The following is an 18,462-nucleotide window of genomic DNA, read 5'->3' as shown; positions in this document are numbered from 1 at the left end:
ACAACTATCCCGCAGTCCTCTCTATATCGATCACGCCCTCGATCTGTCTTAACTTGTCAGTCAGGCGGTTCAGTTCTTCAATTCCATGAATATCAAACGTCATGATGATGGTGGCCTTGCCTTGCTTGCTGGTGCGCACATTCATAGAAGTGATGTCGATCTGACGCTCCGTAAATACCTTGGAAATATCGACAAACATACCGATCCGGTTATTTGCGTAGATCTGGATCTCTGTGGTGTAGCGCTCCTTGCTGTCTGTATCATTCTCCGGCTGCTGCCACTCTGCTTCGATGAGTCTGGTACGCTCCTCTGACGGAAGGTTGATAATGTTTACGCAGTCGGTACGGTGAATGGAAACGCCGCGACCGCGGGTCACATAGCCCACGATCTCGTCGCCCGGCACCGGACTGCAGCACCGTGAGAAACGGACTGCCACATCGTGGATCCCCTTGACCATAATGCCGCCCTTGGACTTCTTGCTGACCTCGGCTTTGTTACCGGACATCTCACTAAGACCGTCTAAAATGTTGGTATCGGTAACTTCCTTGCGGGTTTTCTTGGCACGTTCCTCGATCATCTTGTTGATGACCTGGCCTTCTTTCAAGCCGCCGTGTCCAATGGAAGCCAGAACTGAATCCCAGTCACGGAACGCATAACGCTGCATCACCTTTTCCTGGAACTCCGGCTTGTTTAAGTCACCAAAGTTGATCCCCTTGGTCTTGCAGTAGCGGTCGATCAGTTCTTTACCACGTACAATATTGTCTTCCTTTAACTCACTCTTGAACCACTGGTTGATCTTGTTCTTTGCCTGGGTGCTCTTCACCAGAGACAGCCAGTCCCGGCTCGGTCCCTTGGAATTCTGGGATGTGATGACTTCGATACGGTCACCGTTCTGGACCACATACTCGATCGGTACCAGCTTGCCGTTGACCCTTGCCCCCACCATCTTGTTGCCGACAGCACTGTGGATAGAGTAGGCAAAGTCAATGGTCGTGGAACCGCTCGGCAGTGTCTTGACATCACCAGACGGGGTAAAGCAGTAAACATTCTCAGAGAATAAGTCCAGATCACCCTTTACCATGCTTAAGAACTCTTTGGAGTCGCTGGCATCCTTCTGCCACTCCAGGATCTGGCGCAGCCAGGATAACTTCGCAGCTTCGTCGCCTGCCGCGATCTTACCGCTGCCGCTCTCCTTGTATTTCCAGTGTGCTGCGATACCATATTCCGCGGTACGGTGCATCTCAAAGGTACGGATCTGGATTTCAAACGGCTGACCGTTGCTGCCGATCAGCGTCGTATGCAGGGACTGGTACATGTTCGGCTTCGGCATGGCAATATAATCCTTGAACCGTCCCGGGATCGGCTTGTACAGCTCATGGATGACACCAAGTGCCGCATAACAGTCCTTCACGGTTTCGACAATGATGCGGACCGCAAACAGATCGTAGATCTGGTCCAGTGTCTTGTGCTGGTTAACCATTTTCCGGTAAATGCTGAAGAAATGTTTGACGCGGCCATCTACCTTCGCCTCAATGCCTGCTCCTTTCATATGGGCGGAAACTTCATCTACAATGCCCTTAACAAACTCCTCGCGCGCATCCTTTCCAAGGGAAATCTTCTCAGCCAGGTCGTAATAAACCTCCGGCTGCAGATATTTTAAGGAAAGATCATCCAGCTCTACCTTGATCTTGGAAATACCAAGGCGATGGGCGATCGGCGCATAAATTTCCATGGTCTCACGGGCTTTTTCTTTTTGCTTTTCCGGTTTCATATACTGCAGCGTACGCATGTTGTGCAGACGGTCTGCCAGCTTGATGAGGATCACGCGGATATCTTTTGCCATGGCAAGGAACATTTTTCGCAGGTTCTCTGCCTGCATCTCGACCTTATCCTTCGACCAGGACAGCTGGGTCAGCTTGGTAACACCGTCTACCAAAAGCGCTACCTCCGGTCCAAACTCCTTGGAGAGCTCGTCTAACGTCATAACCGTATCCTCGACAACATCGTGAAGGATACCCGCTGCGATCGTCTCTTTATCCATCTCCAGGTCTGCCAGGATAATGGCAACACAAAGAGGGTGAATGATGTAAGGTTCACCCGACTTTCGTTTCTGATCCTTATGGGCCTCATGCGCGATCTTGTACGCCTTTTCGATCAGGGAGATATCGTCCGAAGGATGATACTTCCGGATACTGCGGATCAGGTCCTCATACAATTCTTCCGGGCTGGTAAAATCTGCGGGATTTTCCAGCTCAATGTCCATTTTCTTCTCCGTCTGTTCTTTTGCCATAGAAAAAGCCACCTTTTTGAGCATAGTTATTAAATCATTATAAATATTTTTGTCGGAAAATGCAAGCATTACGTCCCGTAGTCCGCCTTTTAGGCCTTTTAACTGATTTCTAAGCCCTGGTAACCTGATACATCAGCGCATTGCACACAGCTGCCGCAATGTTACTGCCGCCTTTTCTGCCGCGCGCAACGATGCAGGGAACATCCGACTGACAGATGAGTTCTTTCGATTCCACGACATTCACAAACCCAACCGGAGTCCCGATGATGAAATCCGGGTGGATCTCACCAGTTTGCATCATCTCATAGAGACGGATCAGCGCAGTAGGCGCATTTCCGATTGCAAAGATGACCGGACCGGAAAGCTTTGCCGCGCGCTCCATGCTGACGATGGCGCGGGTCACCCCGCGCTCCTTCGCCTCCGCTGCCACATCCGGGTCTGCCATAAAGCAGCGCACCGTTCCATTCAACTGCTTTAATGCCGCCTTATTCACACCTGCGAGTGCCATGTTGGTATCGGTTACAATGGTAAAGCCGTTTCCGCTCTTCATCATAGCCACGGCCTGCTCTACAGCATGAGGAGAAAAATACAGATTCTCTGCGTAATCAAAATCTGCCGCCGTGTGAATGCAGCGCTTGACCACAGCCAGCTCCCCTGCACTCCAGCTGCCCTTTGGCATCTCTGACTCGATGATCGCCATACTGCGGGCCTCGATCTCCTCCGGACGGACCCACTGCATTTCTTCTATCATAATCTTGTCCTTTCTGATTCATATTCCTCCATAATACGGTATACCGCCTCCATATCCAGAGACCTCCGTACCAGATCTGCCAGCTTATCGTACTGGCTTTCCTTATATTCTTCCATGCTTTTTGCCGTTGCAGTCAGGCTGATGCCTTTTTTTTCTGCAAGCTGGTTTAAAATGGCTCCGGTAAACTCCAGATTGTCGAAGATGCCGTGCAGATAACTTCCGAACACCAGGCCGTCTGCCCGCACGAATCCGTCCATGCGGCCGTCTGCAAGACGGACTGCCGGGGCTATTTCACCCTTTTCATGAGAAATGTCACTATTTCCAGCTTCTATTTCTGTCCGGAATGTCTCCCCCATGTGGATCTCATATCCTTTCACGGTCTGTCCCGCACATGCTGCATAAATTCCCGGCAGTTCCTGCAGCGTTCCTTCGGTCTGTGTCCTGGTCTTTTCCGCTGCAAAAATGGTTTCCGCAGCCAGAAGTTCCATGCCGCGCATAGAGCTTCCCGGCTCGCCTTCCACACCCTCCGGGTCAGAAAGCCGCTCCCCTAACATCTGATAGCCGCCGCAGATTCCGATCAGCGGCACCTGCTCCTCTTTCACCAGTCTCTGGATCAATGCTTCCAGACCGCTCTCCCGCAGCCATTTTAAATCTGCCATCGTATTTTTGGTTCCAGGCAAAAGGATCAGATCCGGATGTCCCAGATGCGCCGTCCGGTCCACATACCGCAGGGAAACGCCTTCGTAATGCTCCAGCGCATTAAAATCCGTAAAGTTGGAGATGTGCGGCAGATGGATCACTGCCACATCGAGTCCCTCCTGCACCTCGGTCCGCACCAGACGGTCCGACAGGCTGTCCTCATCATCCAAGTCAATCTGTTCCATCGGGATCACGCCAACGACCGGAATGTGAAGTTTTTCCTCGATCATGCGAAGTCCCGGCTCCAGAATCTTCACATCGCCCCGGAATTTATTGATCACCAGACCTTTGATACGCGCCCGCTCCTCCGGCTCCAGAAGACTTACCGTTCCATAAAGCGAGGCAAACACGCCGCCTCGGTCAATATCCCCGACCAGAAGCACCGGCGCATTGGCGATCTTCGCCATTCCCATATTCACGATATCATTGTCCCGCAGGTTGATCTCTGCCGGACTTCCGGCGCCTTCTAAGACAATGGCATCGTACTGGCTTTCCAGACGCTCAAATGCCTCCCTCACAGCCGGGATGAACTCGGTTTTTCTCCGGTAATAATCCATAGCTCTTAAATTGCCGAACACTCTCCCGTTTACGATCACCTGGCTTCCCATCTGGCTGGTCGGCTTTAACAGGATCGGGTTCATATCCACCGTAGGAGCAATGCCTGCTGCCTCAGCCTGCATCGCCTGTGCCCGTCCGATCTCCAGCCCGTCTTTCGTGATATAAGAATTCAACGCCATATTCTGGGATTTAAACGGAGCCACGGAAAGTCCGTCCTGTTTCAAAATCCGGCACAACGCCGCCGCCAGAAAGCTTTTTCCTGAATTGGACATGGTTCCCTGAATCATGATTTTCTTTGCCATTCCTAAACCCCCTGACGGAATTCCGTTGTAAAATGTGCGTCATAAAGCTTGGAAAGTTCAAACGTATCTCCAAGGAAATGACCCACCGTGACAAGTGCTGTCTTGCGGATGCCTGCTTCTTTTACTTTATCCGCAATATCTGCAAGCGTTCCTGTCACAATTTTCTGGTCTTCCCAGGAAGCCTTATACACCACAGCCGCCGGAGTATCTGCCGGATAACCGCCCGCCTGCAGCCGTCTGCCCAGTTCCACGATCTCCCCGACACTTAAGAAAATAACCATAGTCGTCTGATGTGCTGCCAGTGCCTCGATCTGTTCCCGCTCTGGCACTGCAGTCCGTCCTTCCATGCGGGTCAGGATGACGGTCTGACTCACACCCGGAAGCGTGTACTCCCGTTTTAAGCTGGCCGCTGCCGCCAAAAAGGAACTGACACCCGGTACGATTTCATACGGGATTCCAAGCTTATCCAGTTCTACCATCTGCTCCCGGTGTGCACCATAAATGGACGGGTCACCCGTGTGGACACGGACCACCTTTTTTCCTGCTTTCACGCCGCGCTTCATCACCTCCAGCACTTCCTGCAGATGCATGGTCGCACTGTTATAGATTTCTGCACTTTCCTTTGCCCCGGAAAGCACCTGGGGATTCACCAGGGAACCCGCGTAAATGATGATATCTGCCTCATCGATCAGGCGTTTCCCCTTTACAGTGATCAGTTCCGGATCACCCGGTCCGGCTCCGATAAAATAGATCATAAGTTTACTCCTCCTTAAATTCCTGGTACGCCCCCACATGAATCTCCTCAAATGTACTGTTTTCCCGGTACACAGCTTCTGCCATATCCAAAAGCGGAAACAGCATAACCGCTCCGGTCCCTTCGCCCAGCGCCAGATTCCCATAAATACTGGCCTCTAATCCCAGTTTTTCCATCGCCATGGCACAGGCCGGTTCCTTTCCCATATGGGAAGAAAGCAAAAAGTCTGTCACCTGAGGACAAAGCTTCTGCGCCAAAAGCGCTGCCACCAGGGAGATCAGCCCATCTAGCACAACCGGGATCCGGTAAATCGCCCCTCCAAGCATCAGGCCACACATCCCGGCAATATCAAAACCACCTACCGCCTCCAGAACTGACAGCGGATCTTCCGGGTCCGGCTGATGCAGGGCAATGGCTTCTTTAATGACCTCGATCTTCTTTTCCAGTCCGGCATTGGAAAGTCCGGCACCACGGCCGGTCACAAGCTCTACCGGAGCCTGCAAAAGCACACTGGCCACGGCACTGCTGGTCGTCGTATTGCCAATTCCCATCTCCCCGACTGCCAGAAGATCATAGCCTGCATCCTTAAGCTCCGACGCAAGCGTAATCCCGGTGTGGATCGCTTCCAAAACCTGTTCATGACTCATAGCCGGTTCCTTTCTCATATTCTTCGTGCCATTCGCAATACGGCAATTTCGGACCCCCGGCTCTTTGATTTCTCCCAGCACGCCAATATCAACCGGGATCACATCTGCCCCGGCAACCGCTGCCATGCGGTTGACACTGGCAATTCCCCGGGCAAAATTCTCGGTCACGACCGCTGTCACACTGCTGTCTGTCTGGGTTACCCCCTCTGCCACCACACCATTGTCGGCACAGAATACCACGACTGCTTTTTTATTCAGACAGATATCTTCCGTCTTCTGGACTCCTGCGATCTTGACCAGAAGCTCCTCAAATTTTCCAAGTCCGTACAATGGCTTCGCAATCCCGTTCCAATGGCGCTTCGCTGCTTCCACGGCAAGGGCATCTGCCGGGCGCACGCTCTTGCAAAGGCAGCTAAGCTGCTTTTCCAGATATTGTTCCATGTTACATCTCACTTTCTTTTTATCCGATGCGGTACCCTCTTGGTGTCACCATCCGCTCCCCAATCTTTCTCGTCTGGGAATTTCCGATAAACACTGTGGTAAACATATCCACCTGTGTATCTTTTAATTCACTTAAAAGCAGCACACGGGCACTCTGCCCTTCCCTGCCAATATTGCTCACAATACCACAAACCCGGTCTTCCTTTGTCTGCTCCAGAATAATCTCGCAGGCACGTTTTAAATAATCCGCCCGTTTCTTGCTGGACGGATTGTAAATGCAGATGGAAAAGTCTGCTTCCGCTGCACAGCGGAGCCGTCTTTCAATTTTCTCCCATGGTGTCAAAAGGTCGCTTAAGCTGATCACTGCAAAATCATGCATCAGCGGAGCTCCAAGCACTGCACCTCCTGCCAATGCTGCTGTCACACCACTGATCACCTCCACCTGACATTCTGGGTATTTCTCCTGCAGTTCCAGGATCAGCCCAGACATACCATACACTCCTGCATCCCCGCTGCAGACCATGGCAACACACTGTCCTTTCCTAGCTTCTTCAAATGCCATGCGGCAGCGCTCAACTTCTTTCCGCATCGGCGTTGTCAAAAACTGCTTTTCTGGAAAATACTCCCTCAGAAGATCCACATACACCGTATACCCCACGATCACATCACTCTGCTCCAACGCCTTTCGCGCCTCAAACGTCATCTGGTCAAAATTTCCCGGTCCCATGCCGACCACATACACAAGATTCTTCACTGATTTTTCCTCATCTTTCCTGTCATGCATTCGCACGTTTCTGCGTGCGATTTCATGGGGAATATTATAGAAGATTTCCGGGCAAAAGTCCACAGAAACGCATATCCACAAATAACATGAAATACATGATAAGGGTCGCGTGAGTTGCCGAAAGGCAAGTCACACGACCCCGTTAAAGTTAAATAAATCGTTATTCCATTTCACTTCTTCTTAAAATATCATAAGGGCTGACCTCATATCCAAGGTCTACCCATAAAATCTGCTTTGGATGCGGTGCGCTCTCCATGGCATTTCCCTCCTCGTCCGTAATGGCTTTTACGGTCACCAGGATATTGCGGCCGTCCGGCTTCATGATCTCGATCTGCTCACCTACAGTGAACTTATTTTTCTGCTCAATGCGGCAGCATCCATCTTCCCGGACTTCCTCTACGGTACCGAGATAAGTGTAATTTTTCACATAGGTGTTGCTGTCGTAAATCTGGCTGTCGGTCGTCGGCTTTCCGAAGTAAAAACCGGTAGTAAATTCACGGTAAGTGCATTTGCCGATTTCTTCTTTGTACCATTCCATATTTTTCTGGTACAGGGCCGGATCCTTCTTGTAATCATCGATCGCCTTGCGGTAGGTGCGGGCTACGGTTGCCACATACAGGGCTGTCTTCATGCGGCCCTCGATCTTAAAGCTGTCGATACCGGCATCGATCAGCTCCGGAATGTGCTCGATCATGCACAGATCCTTGGAGTTGAAGATGTAGGTGCCGCGCTCATTTTCGTAAACCGGCATATACTCGCCCGGTCTGGTTTCTTCCACAACGGAATATTTCCAACGGCATGGATGCGTGCAGGCACCCTGGTTTGCGTCTCTTCCCACCAGGAAGTTGCTCAGCAGGCACCGACCGGAATAGGAGATGCACATGGCTCCGTGAATAAAGCTTTCGATCTCCATATCGTCCGGAATGTGTGCACGGATTTCTTTGATTTCCTCTAAGGAAAGCTCGCGGGCCGATACCACACGCTTTGCTCCCAGCTGATGCCAGAAGAGATAAGTTCCGTAGTTGGTGTTGTTTGCCTGTGTGCTGACATGCAGTTCCATGTCTGGAAGTACGCGCTTTGCAATGGCAAATACACCCGGATCGGAAATGATGAGGGCATCCGGACGGATTTCCTTTAACTCCTCAAAGTACTGCTCCACACCGGCCAGATCGTCGTTGTGCGCCAGGATATTGGCTGTGATATAAACCTTTACCCCGCGCTCATGTGCAAACGCGATGCCTTCTTTGATTTCTTCATTGGTAAAATTCTTTGCCTTGGCTCTGAGGCCGAACGCCTCTCCTCCCAGATATACGGCATCTGCACCGTAGATGACTGCTGTTTTTAAGACATCCAGGCTGCCTGCCGGTATCAGTAATTCTGTTTTTCTCATAATTTTTTCCTGTTATTCATTCTATGCTACGATCCTGCAGCTGCTGCGTATATTCCTGTCAGTCTTTTATTCCTGTCAGTCTTTGCAGCTGCAAGATTTCTGTTGCCATGTTATCCACAATTTTTGTCTTGCAGACAACGTTTATCCACTGATTTTTACGCTTAACGCAACGCCATCCCCAATCGGGATCACGCTGGTCTGAAACTCCGGCATGTGCGTCAGTGTATACAGATATTCCCGCATGCGCGCATGAATCGTGCGGTTGCGGCGCTCGACCGCGAACCGGGATTCTATGATATCGCCGTCCTGCAGCACATTGTCGGAAAAAAGTACGCCACCTGCGGATAACAGACGGACAATGTCCGGCAGCCAGTGGATATATTGTCCCTTGGCCGCATCCATGAAGATAAAGTCGAATGGTCCGTCCAGTACTTTTAAAATGGCTCCTGCATCGCCCTCTAAAAGGGTGATCCGGTCAGACATTCCTGCTTTTTCAAAATTCTCCCGTGCCACGGGAATGCGCGGTTCGTATTTTTCAATCGTGATGATATCCGTATTTTCCGGCATGACCTGTGCCATCAAAAGAGCGGAATAACCGACTGCAGTTCCAACCTCCAAAATATGCTTTGGCTGTTTGGAGGCTACCATAGTCTGCAGAAAAACCGCCGTTTCCTTCCGGATGATCGGCACGCGCCCCGCTCTCGCTGTCTTTGCGATCTGGTCACAGAAGGCGCCGTGTCCCTGGTCCAGGGAATGAATATACTGTGTGATCCTATCCTGGTCCATCATGACGCCGTATCCTCCCCTTCTTCCACCTTTTCATTCAGGATCTGAAGCATCTTTTTGGATGACATGGAAGTGTTCAGCGTATAGGTTCCCGGATGAATCTCGTAATCGTAAAACTTCATCTGGACCCGCATGGCAAGCTCGTTGTCAATGAGTCCGTCTATTTTCAGTTCATGGATGGTGTCAGCATCTTTCTGCCCCTGCGGGACCGTAACGGTAATATCCCGCCCCGGCGCCTGCTCCACGGAACTTTCATAAAACAGGGAATGGCCAAATGCATAACCTCTTGTGATGCCCTCTGCAAGCAGAAGGATCACAAGGGCATACAGGATCAGCTTTCCCGATATTCCAATGACCGCTCCGGTCACTTTGTTGATATCCTTGGTGATATGGCTCATATCTAGCCTACTCAACCTCCATAATGATCGGCAGAATCATCGGATTCCGCTTCATACGTTTCCACATAAAGTCACTTAAGCTGTCACGGATCATGTTCTTTAACTTGCCCCAGTCTGTCACATGACGGCTCAGGCAGTCGGCTACCGCGTCATCTACCACACGTTTTGCCTCATCCATGAGATCCTCAGACTCTCTCACATAAACAAATCCGCGGGATACGATATCCGGTCCGGCCAGAAGCTGGTTGCTGTAACGCTCCAGGGTCAGAACTACGATGATGATACCGTTCTGTGCCAGGTTCTGACGGTCACGCAGGACAATGTTTCCTACATCGCCGACGCCAAGACCATCTACCAGGATACCGCCGTGCTGAACATGGTCTACCACCTTGCAGGAATCCTCGCAGATCTCCACAACATCGCCAGAAGACATGATCAGGACATTTTCTTTCGGCACACCCACGGCTGTTGCGATGGACTGGTTCGCCATCAAATGACGGTACTCGCCATGTACCGGAAGTGCATACTTCGGATGCAGCAGGGAGTAAATGAGCTTGATTTCCTCCTGGCATGCATGACCGGATACGTGGGTATCTTCGGTGATAACCTCAACACCGCGCATAGCCAGCTCGTTGATGACTTTCGCTACCTGTTTTTCGTTGCCTGGGATCGGGGTAGAGCTCATGATCACGACATCGTTTGGCTTAATGGATACCTTGCGGTGCAGACCAGATGCCATACGGGACAGAGCCGCCATGGACTCACCCTGGCTTCCGGTGGTGATCAGAACCGTCTGCTCGTCCGGATAATTCTTTAACTGGTCGATCTCGATGAGGGTGCCATCGGAAATGTTGATATAGCCCAGCTCATTCGCCGTGCCAATGACATTGACCATGCTCCGGCCCTCTACGACGACCTTACGTCCGTATTTTTCTGCAGTAAAGATGATCTGCTGCACACGGTCTACGTTGGATGCAAAAGTTGCCACGATGATACGGTTGTTCTTATGCTCTGCGAAGATTGCATCAAAGGTCTTGCCTACGGTACGCTCGGAAGCCGTAAAGCCCTTGCGGATCGCGTTCGTGCTGTCGCTTAAGAGTGCCAGCACGCCTTTTCTTCCCAACTCTGCAAAACGTGCCAGGTCAAATGCATCACCAAACACCGGAGTGTAATCGACCTTGAAGTCTCCGGTGTGCACGATGATGCCTGCCGGGGTAAACAGTGCAAGTGCTGCGGAATCTGCGATACTGTGGTTCGTCTTAATGAACTCCACGCGGAAGCAGCCTAAGTTTACAGACTGGCCATGTTTTACCACTTTGCGCTTGGTACTCTTCATCAGGTTGTGTTCTTTTAACTTGTTCTCGATCAGTGCAATGGTCAGCTTGGTACCGTATACCGGAACATTGATCTTCTGTAAGATATACGGAAGTGCACCGATATGGTCCTCATGTCCGTGGGTGATCACGAAACCTTTGACTTTATCAATGTTGCGCTCCAGATACGTCACATCCGGGATAACCAGGTCGATTCCCAGCATGTCATCGGTCGGGAAAGCAAGACCGCAGTCGACAACCACGATGGTGTCTTCGTACTCGAATGCAGTAATGTTCATACCGATCTGCTCCAGACCGCCAAGCGGGATGATGCGTACCTTTGGCTTGGAGGTGGTATCTGCCAGAACATTCTTTGCTTTTGGCGCTCTTACCGGCTTTTCACTTTTTGCCGGACGCTCTGCTCTTGCATTTCTTTCTGTTCTCGCCGGTCTTTCTGCCCGTGCAGCCGCGCCGCGCGTTCCTCTTGCAGTACGCGGTTTTCTTTCTTCCTGCTGTCTGCCTTCTTCGAAACCTTCTGCCCCTTCTTCCTTTTTCGGAGCCTTAGCTTCCGTGTTTCTTGGTCTTCTCGGTCCTCTGCCACGGTTATTTCTTACCGGACGTTCCTGTCGCTCGGAACCATTTTCATCCTGTACCGCTTCGGATTTTCCCTCTTCTTTTCCGTTTGCATTCTGCGCCGGATCGTCTGACTTCTTTGTCTCCGCTGCCTGCCCTGCATCCTGTTTTGTTTCCTGCACCGGCGCGCTTTTTACGTTCTGTGCCGCTGCTTCTTTTTTTCTGGAAACAAACTCAGCCAGTTCCGCCAGGACAGACTTTTCTTCCTGCTGTGGCGCCTGGGAATAGCTGTCTGCCGGTTTGTCATTCTGATTGTTCTGATTCTCCATGCTTTCTATTTTCCTCCAATTTATTTTCCATAAAAGCTTCCTTTGAAGACCCATTTGTTGAAGATCTGTTTCTGAAGCCCTACTTCTGAAGTTCTACTTCCATATCTTCCATTAACTCGGTAAAAATCTTAAAGAGATAGTCCATCTCATCATCGTTCTCTACAAATTCGTATACGGCATCGCTGTCCTCTGCCTTGGAAACATCTTTTAAAATATAGCACTCACCGTCTTCCTCTTCCTCAGAATCGGTTACCAGAAGGTAATTCATGCCATTGATCCGGGTTTCTTCCAGAACATAAAAATCTACATTTTCCCCAGTATCGGTCCGCAGGGTAATTTTCTCTTCCATCACGTTCTCTCCTGTTTTTGTTATAGTCTGCACACTGCGCAGACTGTAGCCTTTTACTTAAGGGAGCCAAGATAAGACTGCAGAATTAAAGTGGCCGCAATCTTGTCGATCACCTTTTTCCGGTCTTCTCTGCGCACTCCGCTTTCGATCAGAATCTCATTTGCTTCAATAGTTGTCAGACGCTCGTCCCACAGAACGACCGGCAGCCCGGTTCTGCGCACAAGCATATCGCGAAATTCTTCTGTTTTCTTTGCACGTTCCCCAATGGAGTCATCCATATTCTTAGGATATCCCAAAACAATGGTTTCAACCTGGTATTCCTCCACAAGAGTTTCAATCCGTGCGAGGGTCTTACGCAGTTTGTTTTCTTCCTTCCGGGTGATGGTCTCCACCCCCTGGGCCGTTATGCCTAACGGATCGCAGACTGCTACCCCTACCGTTTTGGATCCATAGTCCAGTCCTAAAAGTCTCATAAAAATCTTTCCTTATTCACATTCTCTGTATAACACGTCTGCTCAAACTGCCGTTTACAGCATTTTCAGATACATGGCAACACAAAACTGCCAGCCTCTCCGGACGGATATGGCTGGCAATTATCTTTCGTTCATCATTTCGTGATGTCATCACTCCATAATGTTTTGGCTCGCCAGAAACCTGCTGGCAGCTTTCTGACTCACTTTCGCTCATGATATCAGGCACACGTCTTCTTTATTTTAATTTCGCGTCGATGTAAACAGACATCAGTTCTTCCAGAATCTCATCACGCTCAACTTTCATAATCAGACTTCTGGCACCTTTATGGCTGGTGATATAGGTTGGATCTCCGGACATAATATAACCTACGATCTGGTTTACCGGATTATAACCTTTTTCCGTCAGCGCCACGTACACCTGCTCCAAAACCTGGCTGACATCCATTTTGTTCTCCTGTACTGCTTTAAAAAACTGTGTGTTATGAATTTCGCCCATGTTCTTCACGTCCTTTAACTATTCTTCTCTATTCTATACTACTTTCCAGGATTCGTCAAGCGCAAGCACTTCGCGGTTATTCGCGTGCTGCTATCCGCGCGGCTATTCAAGGTTACGGTTTCAGCATCAGAACTTCCTCATTTATCGCCCTGACAAGGACACCTTCCACCATTTTATTCTTCAGATTTTCTGCATAAGGTACCACAGCTTTTACATATTCCATCGTATGGCCGATCATATATTCCGTACCGTTGATCTCCGTTTTTTCTTCGAGAAGTACCGCCTTTTTCTTTCCAAGGAAACTCTCACGGTACGCTTTCGACATCTGTTTTTCCAGTTTTAATAAAACCTCGCTTCTGGCAGTTTTCACCTGCTCCGGAATCTGGTCCGGCATGCGGTCCGCGCGGGTTCCTGCACGTCTGGAATATTTGAAAATGTGCATCTCATAGAAGCCGATCTGCTCTAAAAAGGCTTTTGTTACCGCAAATTCTTCCTCAGTTTCTCCTGGGAAGCCCACGATCACGTCGGTCGTAATAGCCGGATTTTCGAAGAAACGGCGCAGGATTGCGCAGCCCTCTGCATATTCCTCTGTGGTATAATGGCGGTTCATCCGTTTTAAGGTCTCGTCGCAGCCGCTCTGTAAGGACAGGTGGAAATGCGGGCAGAATTTCGGCATGTCGGCCAACGCCTTTGCGAACTCCTCTGTGATGATCCGCGGTTCTAAAGAACCGAGACGGATGCGTTTGATCCCCTCCACCTCATGTACCTGGCGGATCAGACTCAGCAGTGTTTCCTTATGCTCCTCATCAAAATCCACGCCATAAGAGCTTAAATGGATTCCAGTCAGAACCACCTCCTGATAACCTGCTGCCGCCAGTTCTTTTACCTCTGCCACAACCTCCTCCGGTCTGCGGCTTCGTACCCGGCCACGGGTATACGGAATGATGCAGTAGCTGCAAAACTGGTTGCAGCCATCCTGCACCTTTAAAAACGCGCGGGTATGATCCGCGATCTTGTGGATGGAAAGCCGTTCATACTCCTGTGTCTGACCGATCTCTATGACATGGTCACAGTCTGTGCGATCCTGAAAATACTCCTCCAGGATTGGGACCAGATCCTGCTTTTTATTGTTTCCGATGATCACATCGACCGCCAAATCTGCCTTTAATTCCTCTGACGCTGCCTGTACATAACAGCCTGCCGCAACCACAACGGCATCCGGATTCTGCTTTTTGGCCCGGTGCAGCATCTGTCTGGACTTACGGTCCGCGATATTGGTCACCGAGCAGGTATTGATGATATAAACATCGGCTTTTTCATGAAATGGCACAATCTCGTATCCGGCTTCTTCCAGAAGCTGCTGCATTGCTTCGGTTTCATAGGAATTCACCTTGCAGCCCAGATTGTGCAGTGCTGCCGTTCTCATATTTTTTCTCCTCATTCTCTGTTGTTTTTCAAGAAGTTACGGTTGTTTCTGAACATACATTTCTAACAAACATTTAACCTGTTTTCATAGAAACTCCCTATTGACTTTCCCTAAATATCTTTGTAAAATTTATCATAAGGCGAGCGAAATTTATCCATACGCCAAGATTAAAAAGGTAACCATTTAAGGAGGTTTCTCACATGAAAACAGTTCGTATTTCTTTAAATTCTATTGATAAAGTAAAGTCCTTCGTAAACGACTTAACCAAGTTCGATGTTGACTTCGATCTGGTATCCGGCAGATACGTCATCGATGCAAAATCCATCATGGGTATCTTCAGCCTGGATCTTTCCAAGCCGATCGACTTAAACATCCACGCTGAGGCTGGTATCGACGAGATCCTGGAGACCCTGTCCCCATACATCATCAAATAAATCATCGCTTACGAGATTTTTAATAAGGATACTCCGTTTGGAGTATCCTTATTTTTTTACATTGCATATCGGGAATGCGCTGATTGCACGTCCGCTGATTTTCCAGTGTGCACAAAAGCCGGCACAAACAGACTTTTGTGCTGTCTGGTACTGATTAGTCGCACCAGATAACTTCCTCTGTCTCCAGTGCCGTCTGCACCATCTGGTCGATCTTCTCTTCCAGCTTTGTCTCAGACTTATGGATGATGTTTAAGTTCGGTTTGGTTACCGGATGCTTTGCCACAAAAATGGTGCAGCAGTCCTCGAACGGCTGAATGGAGGTCTCAAACGTTCCGATCTTCTCGGAAATGTCAATGATCTCCTGCTTGTCAAAACCGATCAGCGGGCGGAATACCGGCATCGTGCAGACTTCATTGGTTGCAGCCAAAGACTGCACGGTCTGGGATGCCACCTGTCCAATGCTTTCGCCGGTGATCAGTGCCAGAGAATCGCTCTTTTTCGCGATCTCTTCTGCGATCTTCATCATGTAGCGGCGCATGATGATGGTCAGTTCCTCATGCGGGCACTGCTCGTAGATGTAGAGCTGGATATCGGTAAAGTTTACAACATGAAGCGGGATTGGTCCGGAATAGCGTGCTACCAGCTTTGCCAGGTCAACCACTTTCTGCTTTGCACGGTCACTGGTATATGGCGGAGCATGGAAGTAAACCGCATCGATCTTTACGCCGCGCTTTGCGATCATGTAGCCTGCTACCGGGCTGTCGATACCGCCGGATAAGAGCAGGGTTGCCTTTCCATTGGTTCCAACCGGCATACCGCCCGGTCCCGGAATCATCAGGGAGTAAATGTTGACCAGCTTGCGGATCTCCACATGAAGCAGCACATCCGGGTGATGCACATCAACAGAGGTCTCCGGAAACGCATTTAAGATCACCTCACCAAGATCACAGTTCATCTGCTCAGAGCGCACCGGATAATTCTTATCGGCACGTCTGGAATCCACCTTGAAAGTGAAATGCTTGTCCGGGTAAACCTGGTCGATGTAGTCGACAACAACTTTCTTTAAATTCTCATAATCCTTTTCCTCGATCTGAAGCATCGGGCAGATCCAGGCAATGCCGAATACCTTCTTTAATGCATCGATCACCTCATCGTAATCGTACTCGCTGAGTGCCTGCACATAAATACGGCCGGATTCCTTCGATGCGATGAAAGAACCTTCTACCTTTTTGAGTGCGTTCTTGATCTGCTTGATCAGTGCATCTTCAAAGAGATAACGGTTTTTTCCCTTGGTACCGATCTCTGCGTACTTAATCAAAAATGACTGGTATACCATAGTTCTCCTTTTATCCTTTCTTATCCTCTCTGGTAACGGCGAAGCACCGGAACCAGCTCCTTTAATGTATCAATTGTATAATCAATTTCTTCTTTCGTGTTAAACATGCCAAAACTCATGCGGATCGTGGAATCCAGAAGCTTCTGGGCAACGCCAATGCCCTTTAAGGTTCCGCTAATGCCCGGATGATTAGAAGAGCAGGCAGAACCGGAAGAAACGTAAATGCCCTTATCCTCCAGCGCATGCAGAAGCACCTCGCTGCGCACGCCTGCAAAGCTGACGCTGACGATCTGTGGTGCACTCGCCTCACCCTTTTTGCTGTTGATGACCGTTCCCTCGATCTCACCCAGCCGGTCTGTCATGTAATCTTTCAGTTCGATCAGCTTCGCAACCTTTGCCGCATGATCGGTGTACATTTCCTTTGCTGCAGCGCCAAAGCCTGCCACGCCCGGAACATTTTCCGTGCCGGAACGCATACCGGCCTGCTGACCGCCGCCATAGATCAGCGGTTTGATCTTTACGCCGTTTCGGATATACAAAAATCCGACACCCTTCGGTCCGTGAATCTTATGGCTGCTGACCGACAACAGGTCAATGCCCTGTTTTTTCGGACGGATCACATATTTTCCGTAAGCCTGAATCGCATCGACATGGTAGAGCGTAGACGGATTTTTTGCCTTGATGATCTTTGAGATTTCCTCAACCGGCTCCACAGCGCCCACCTCATTGTTCACATACATGGTGGAAACCAGGATGGTATCCGGGCGGATGGCCTCCTCCAATTCTTTCAGGCTGATGTGCCCGTCATGATCCACCGGAAGAATGGTCACCTCAAAGCCAAGCTCCTCTAAAACCCCGAGCGGATTGTACACGGACGGGTGCTCGATCGAGGTGCTGATGATGTGTTTCCCGGCTCTCTGGTTGGCCCAGGCAGTACCGATCAGCGCCATATTGTTGGACTCCGAACCGCCGGAGGTAAACAGGATTTCCTTTTCCTGTACCTTCATGGTATCGGCAATGATCTTTCTGGCATCGCGGATATACTGCTCTGCCTCCATGCCCTTGCGGTGCTTTGCCGCCGGGTTTGCGTAATCCTCCGTCATTGTTTTTACCACAATGTCCTTCACACTGTCGAGAACCTTTGTGGTAGCTGAATTATCAAAATATGCTTCCATTGCATTTCTCCTGTATTTGTTACTGTTCCAGCTGGAACATTAAAATAGAAAGCATCGTCATGCCTGCAGTCTCCGTGCGCAGGATCCTCCGTCCCAATGTGATGGGATGAATTCCCTCTTCCATGGCCGTTTCTACTTCTTCTACATCAAATCCGCCTTCCGGACCAATAAAAATGCCCACACGCATGCCAGGCTTTACCTGTTCCAGAATGGCTTTGGTTTCCTTCATGCCCTCTGCCAGCTCATACGGGATCAGATTGACATCGAACCCTTTGGCATAGGCAAAGGCCTCTTTCATGGTCAGCACGCCGTGAACCTGCGGGATCATCATGCGGCCTGACTGCTTGGCTGCGCTCTCTGCGATCGCATTCCAGCGCTTTAATTTGGACTCTTCTTTTTTCCGGTCCAGCTTCACGACTGCACGGCGGGTTGCCACCGGAATGACCTCATGCACGCCCAGTTCCACTGCCTTCTGGATAATGAGCTCCATCTTGTCGCTCTTTGGCAGTCCCTGGAACAGATAAAGCTCTGCCGGAAGCTCGCTCATATTCGTATCTTCCGTGAGGATTTTTGCACGTATCTCCGCTTCGCCAATCGTTTCCAGCTCACAGATATAGCTGCGGGAAATCCCGTCCCGGATTCCGACCTGCTCTCCGGTTTTCATACGGAGGACATTGCGGATATGATTGACATCCTGACCGGTGATCACGGCATAGCCATCCATGATCTGCGCCGGTGTTACAAAAAAATGATACACG

Annotated in this window: 18 protein-coding genes; 1 reads left to right on the top strand and 17 read right to left on the bottom strand. The window is 50.0% G+C overall.

The window, feature by feature from the left end; genetic code table 11:
- Window positions 1–4: 4 nt before the first annotated feature.
- The 14 genes from DXB18_RS06980 to mtaB form a co-directional block, all read right to left on the bottom strand.
- A complete protein-coding gene (locus DXB18_RS06980; protein ID WP_118543650.1) occupies window positions 5–2,290 on the bottom strand; it encodes a bifunctional (p)ppGpp synthetase/guanosine-3',5'-bis(diphosphate) 3'-pyrophosphohydrolase in 2,286 nt (761 codons plus the stop codon).
- Between the two features lie 109 nt (window positions 2,291–2,399).
- Entirely contained in the window at window positions 2,400–3,041 is a 642-nt protein-coding gene (locus tag DXB18_RS06975) for a precorrin-8X methylmutase (protein WP_118706793.1), read from the bottom strand.
- On the bottom strand, window positions 3,038–4,600 hold the full coding sequence (locus tag DXB18_RS06970; protein WP_118706791.1) for a cobyric acid synthase: 1,563 nt from the start codon (window positions 4,598–4,600) through the stop codon (window positions 3,038–3,040). The genes DXB18_RS06975 and DXB18_RS06970 overlap by 4 nt, the downstream gene beginning before the upstream one ends.
- A 2-nt stretch (window positions 4,601–4,602) precedes the next feature.
- Window positions 4,603–5,355 carry a precorrin-4 C(11)-methyltransferase gene (cobM, locus tag DXB18_RS06965; RefSeq protein WP_118706789.1) on the bottom strand — a complete coding sequence of 251 codons (753 nt, stop codon included), beginning with the start codon at window positions 5,353–5,355 and terminating at the stop codon, window positions 4,603–4,605.
- Window positions 5,356–5,359: 4 nt separating this feature from the next.
- Window positions 5,360–6,442 carry a nicotinate-nucleotide--dimethylbenzimidazole phosphoribosyltransferase gene (cobT, locus tag DXB18_RS06960; RefSeq protein ID WP_118706787.1) on the bottom strand — a complete coding sequence of 361 codons (1,083 nt, stop codon included), beginning with the start codon at window positions 6,440–6,442 and terminating at the stop codon, window positions 5,360–5,362.
- Window positions 6,443–6,461: 19 nt separating this feature from the next.
- Window positions 6,462–7,196 carry a precorrin-3B C(17)-methyltransferase gene (gene cobJ / locus DXB18_RS06955; protein ID WP_279220828.1) on the bottom strand — a complete coding sequence of 245 codons (735 nt, stop codon included), beginning with the start codon at window positions 7,194–7,196 and terminating at the stop codon, window positions 6,462–6,464.
- Window positions 7,197–7,386: 190 nt separating this feature from the next.
- The gene (locus tag DXB18_RS06950; protein ID WP_118706783.1) at window positions 7,387–8,616 is read right to left on the bottom strand and encodes a U32 family peptidase; all 1,230 of its coding nucleotides are present in this window, start codon (window positions 8,614–8,616) and stop codon (window positions 7,387–7,389) included.
- 141 nt (window positions 8,617–8,757) lie between these two features.
- Window positions 8,758–9,405, bottom strand: coding sequence for an O-methyltransferase (locus DXB18_RS06945; protein WP_118543572.1), 648 nt, complete (start codon window positions 9,403–9,405; stop codon window positions 8,758–8,760).
- Window positions 9,402–9,815 carry an aminodeoxychorismate lyase gene (locus DXB18_RS06940; protein WP_243103246.1) on the bottom strand — a complete coding sequence of 138 codons (414 nt, stop codon included), beginning with the start codon at window positions 9,813–9,815 and terminating at the stop codon, window positions 9,402–9,404. Before DXB18_RS06940 ends, DXB18_RS06945 begins: the two co-directional genes overlap by 4 nt.
- Window positions 9,808–11,478: a ribonuclease J gene (locus DXB18_RS06935; RefSeq protein WP_243103253.1), complete on the bottom strand. Its 1,671-nt coding sequence runs from the start codon at window positions 11,476–11,478 to the stop codon at window positions 9,808–9,810. Before DXB18_RS06935 ends, DXB18_RS06940 begins: the two co-directional genes overlap by 8 nt.
- A gap of 616 nt (window positions 11,479–12,094) precedes the next feature.
- Window positions 12,095–12,364: a DUF1292 domain-containing protein gene (locus tag DXB18_RS06930; RefSeq protein WP_118543574.1), complete on the bottom strand. Its 270-nt coding sequence runs from the start codon at window positions 12,362–12,364 to the stop codon at window positions 12,095–12,097.
- Between the two features lie 53 nt (window positions 12,365–12,417).
- Window positions 12,418–12,837, bottom strand: coding sequence for a Holliday junction resolvase RuvX (gene ruvX, locus DXB18_RS06925; protein WP_118706779.1), 420 nt, complete (start codon window positions 12,835–12,837; stop codon window positions 12,418–12,420).
- 235 nt (window positions 12,838–13,072) lie between these two features.
- The gene (locus DXB18_RS06920; protein WP_118543576.1) at window positions 13,073–13,333 is read right to left on the bottom strand and encodes an IreB family regulatory phosphoprotein; all 261 of its coding nucleotides are present in this window, start codon (window positions 13,331–13,333) and stop codon (window positions 13,073–13,075) included.
- Window positions 13,334–13,445: 112 nt separating this feature from the next.
- Complete coding sequence (mtaB, locus tag DXB18_RS06915) at window positions 13,446–14,759, bottom strand: tRNA (N(6)-L-threonylcarbamoyladenosine(37)-C(2))-methylthiotransferase MtaB (RefSeq protein WP_118706777.1); 1,314 nt, start codon at window positions 14,757–14,759, stop codon at window positions 13,446–13,448.
- Between the two features lie 200 nt (window positions 14,760–14,959).
- On the opposite strand from mtaB, the gene DXB18_RS06910 reads away from it, so the two are divergent.
- Window positions 14,960–15,193, top strand: coding sequence for an HPr family phosphocarrier protein (locus tag DXB18_RS06910; protein ID WP_118534028.1), 234 nt, complete (start codon window positions 14,960–14,962; stop codon window positions 15,191–15,193).
- A gap of 154 nt (window positions 15,194–15,347) precedes the next feature.
- Here DXB18_RS06910 and thiI read toward each other — a convergent pair whose 3' ends face one another.
- Genes thiI through DXB18_RS06895 form a run of 3 tightly spaced genes read right to left on the bottom strand, consistent with a single transcriptional unit; the run spans window position 15,348 to window position 18,461 of the window.
- Window positions 15,348–16,529 carry a tRNA uracil 4-sulfurtransferase ThiI gene (thiI, locus tag DXB18_RS06905; RefSeq protein WP_118543578.1) on the bottom strand — a complete coding sequence of 394 codons (1,182 nt, stop codon included), beginning with the start codon at window positions 16,527–16,529 and terminating at the stop codon, window positions 15,348–15,350.
- A 20-nt stretch (window positions 16,530–16,549) separates the two neighbouring features.
- Entirely contained in the window at window positions 16,550–17,704 is a 1,155-nt protein-coding gene (locus DXB18_RS06900; protein ID WP_118706775.1) for a cysteine desulfurase family protein, read from the bottom strand.
- A gap of 19 nt (window positions 17,705–17,723) precedes the next feature.
- On the bottom strand, window positions 17,724–18,461 hold the full coding sequence (locus DXB18_RS06895; protein ID WP_118706773.1) for a 16S rRNA (uracil(1498)-N(3))-methyltransferase: 738 nt from the start codon (window positions 18,459–18,461) through the stop codon (window positions 17,724–17,726).
- Window position 18,462 lies beyond the last annotated feature (1 nt).

It is taken from the genome of Clostridium sp. OM02-18AC (assembly GCF_003481825.1).
Lineage (GTDB): Bacteria > Bacillota > Clostridia > Lachnospirales > Lachnospiraceae > Brotaphodocola.
The sequence above is the reverse complement of the archived record's forward strand: the minus strand, read 5'-3'. Positions and strand labels throughout refer to the sequence as shown.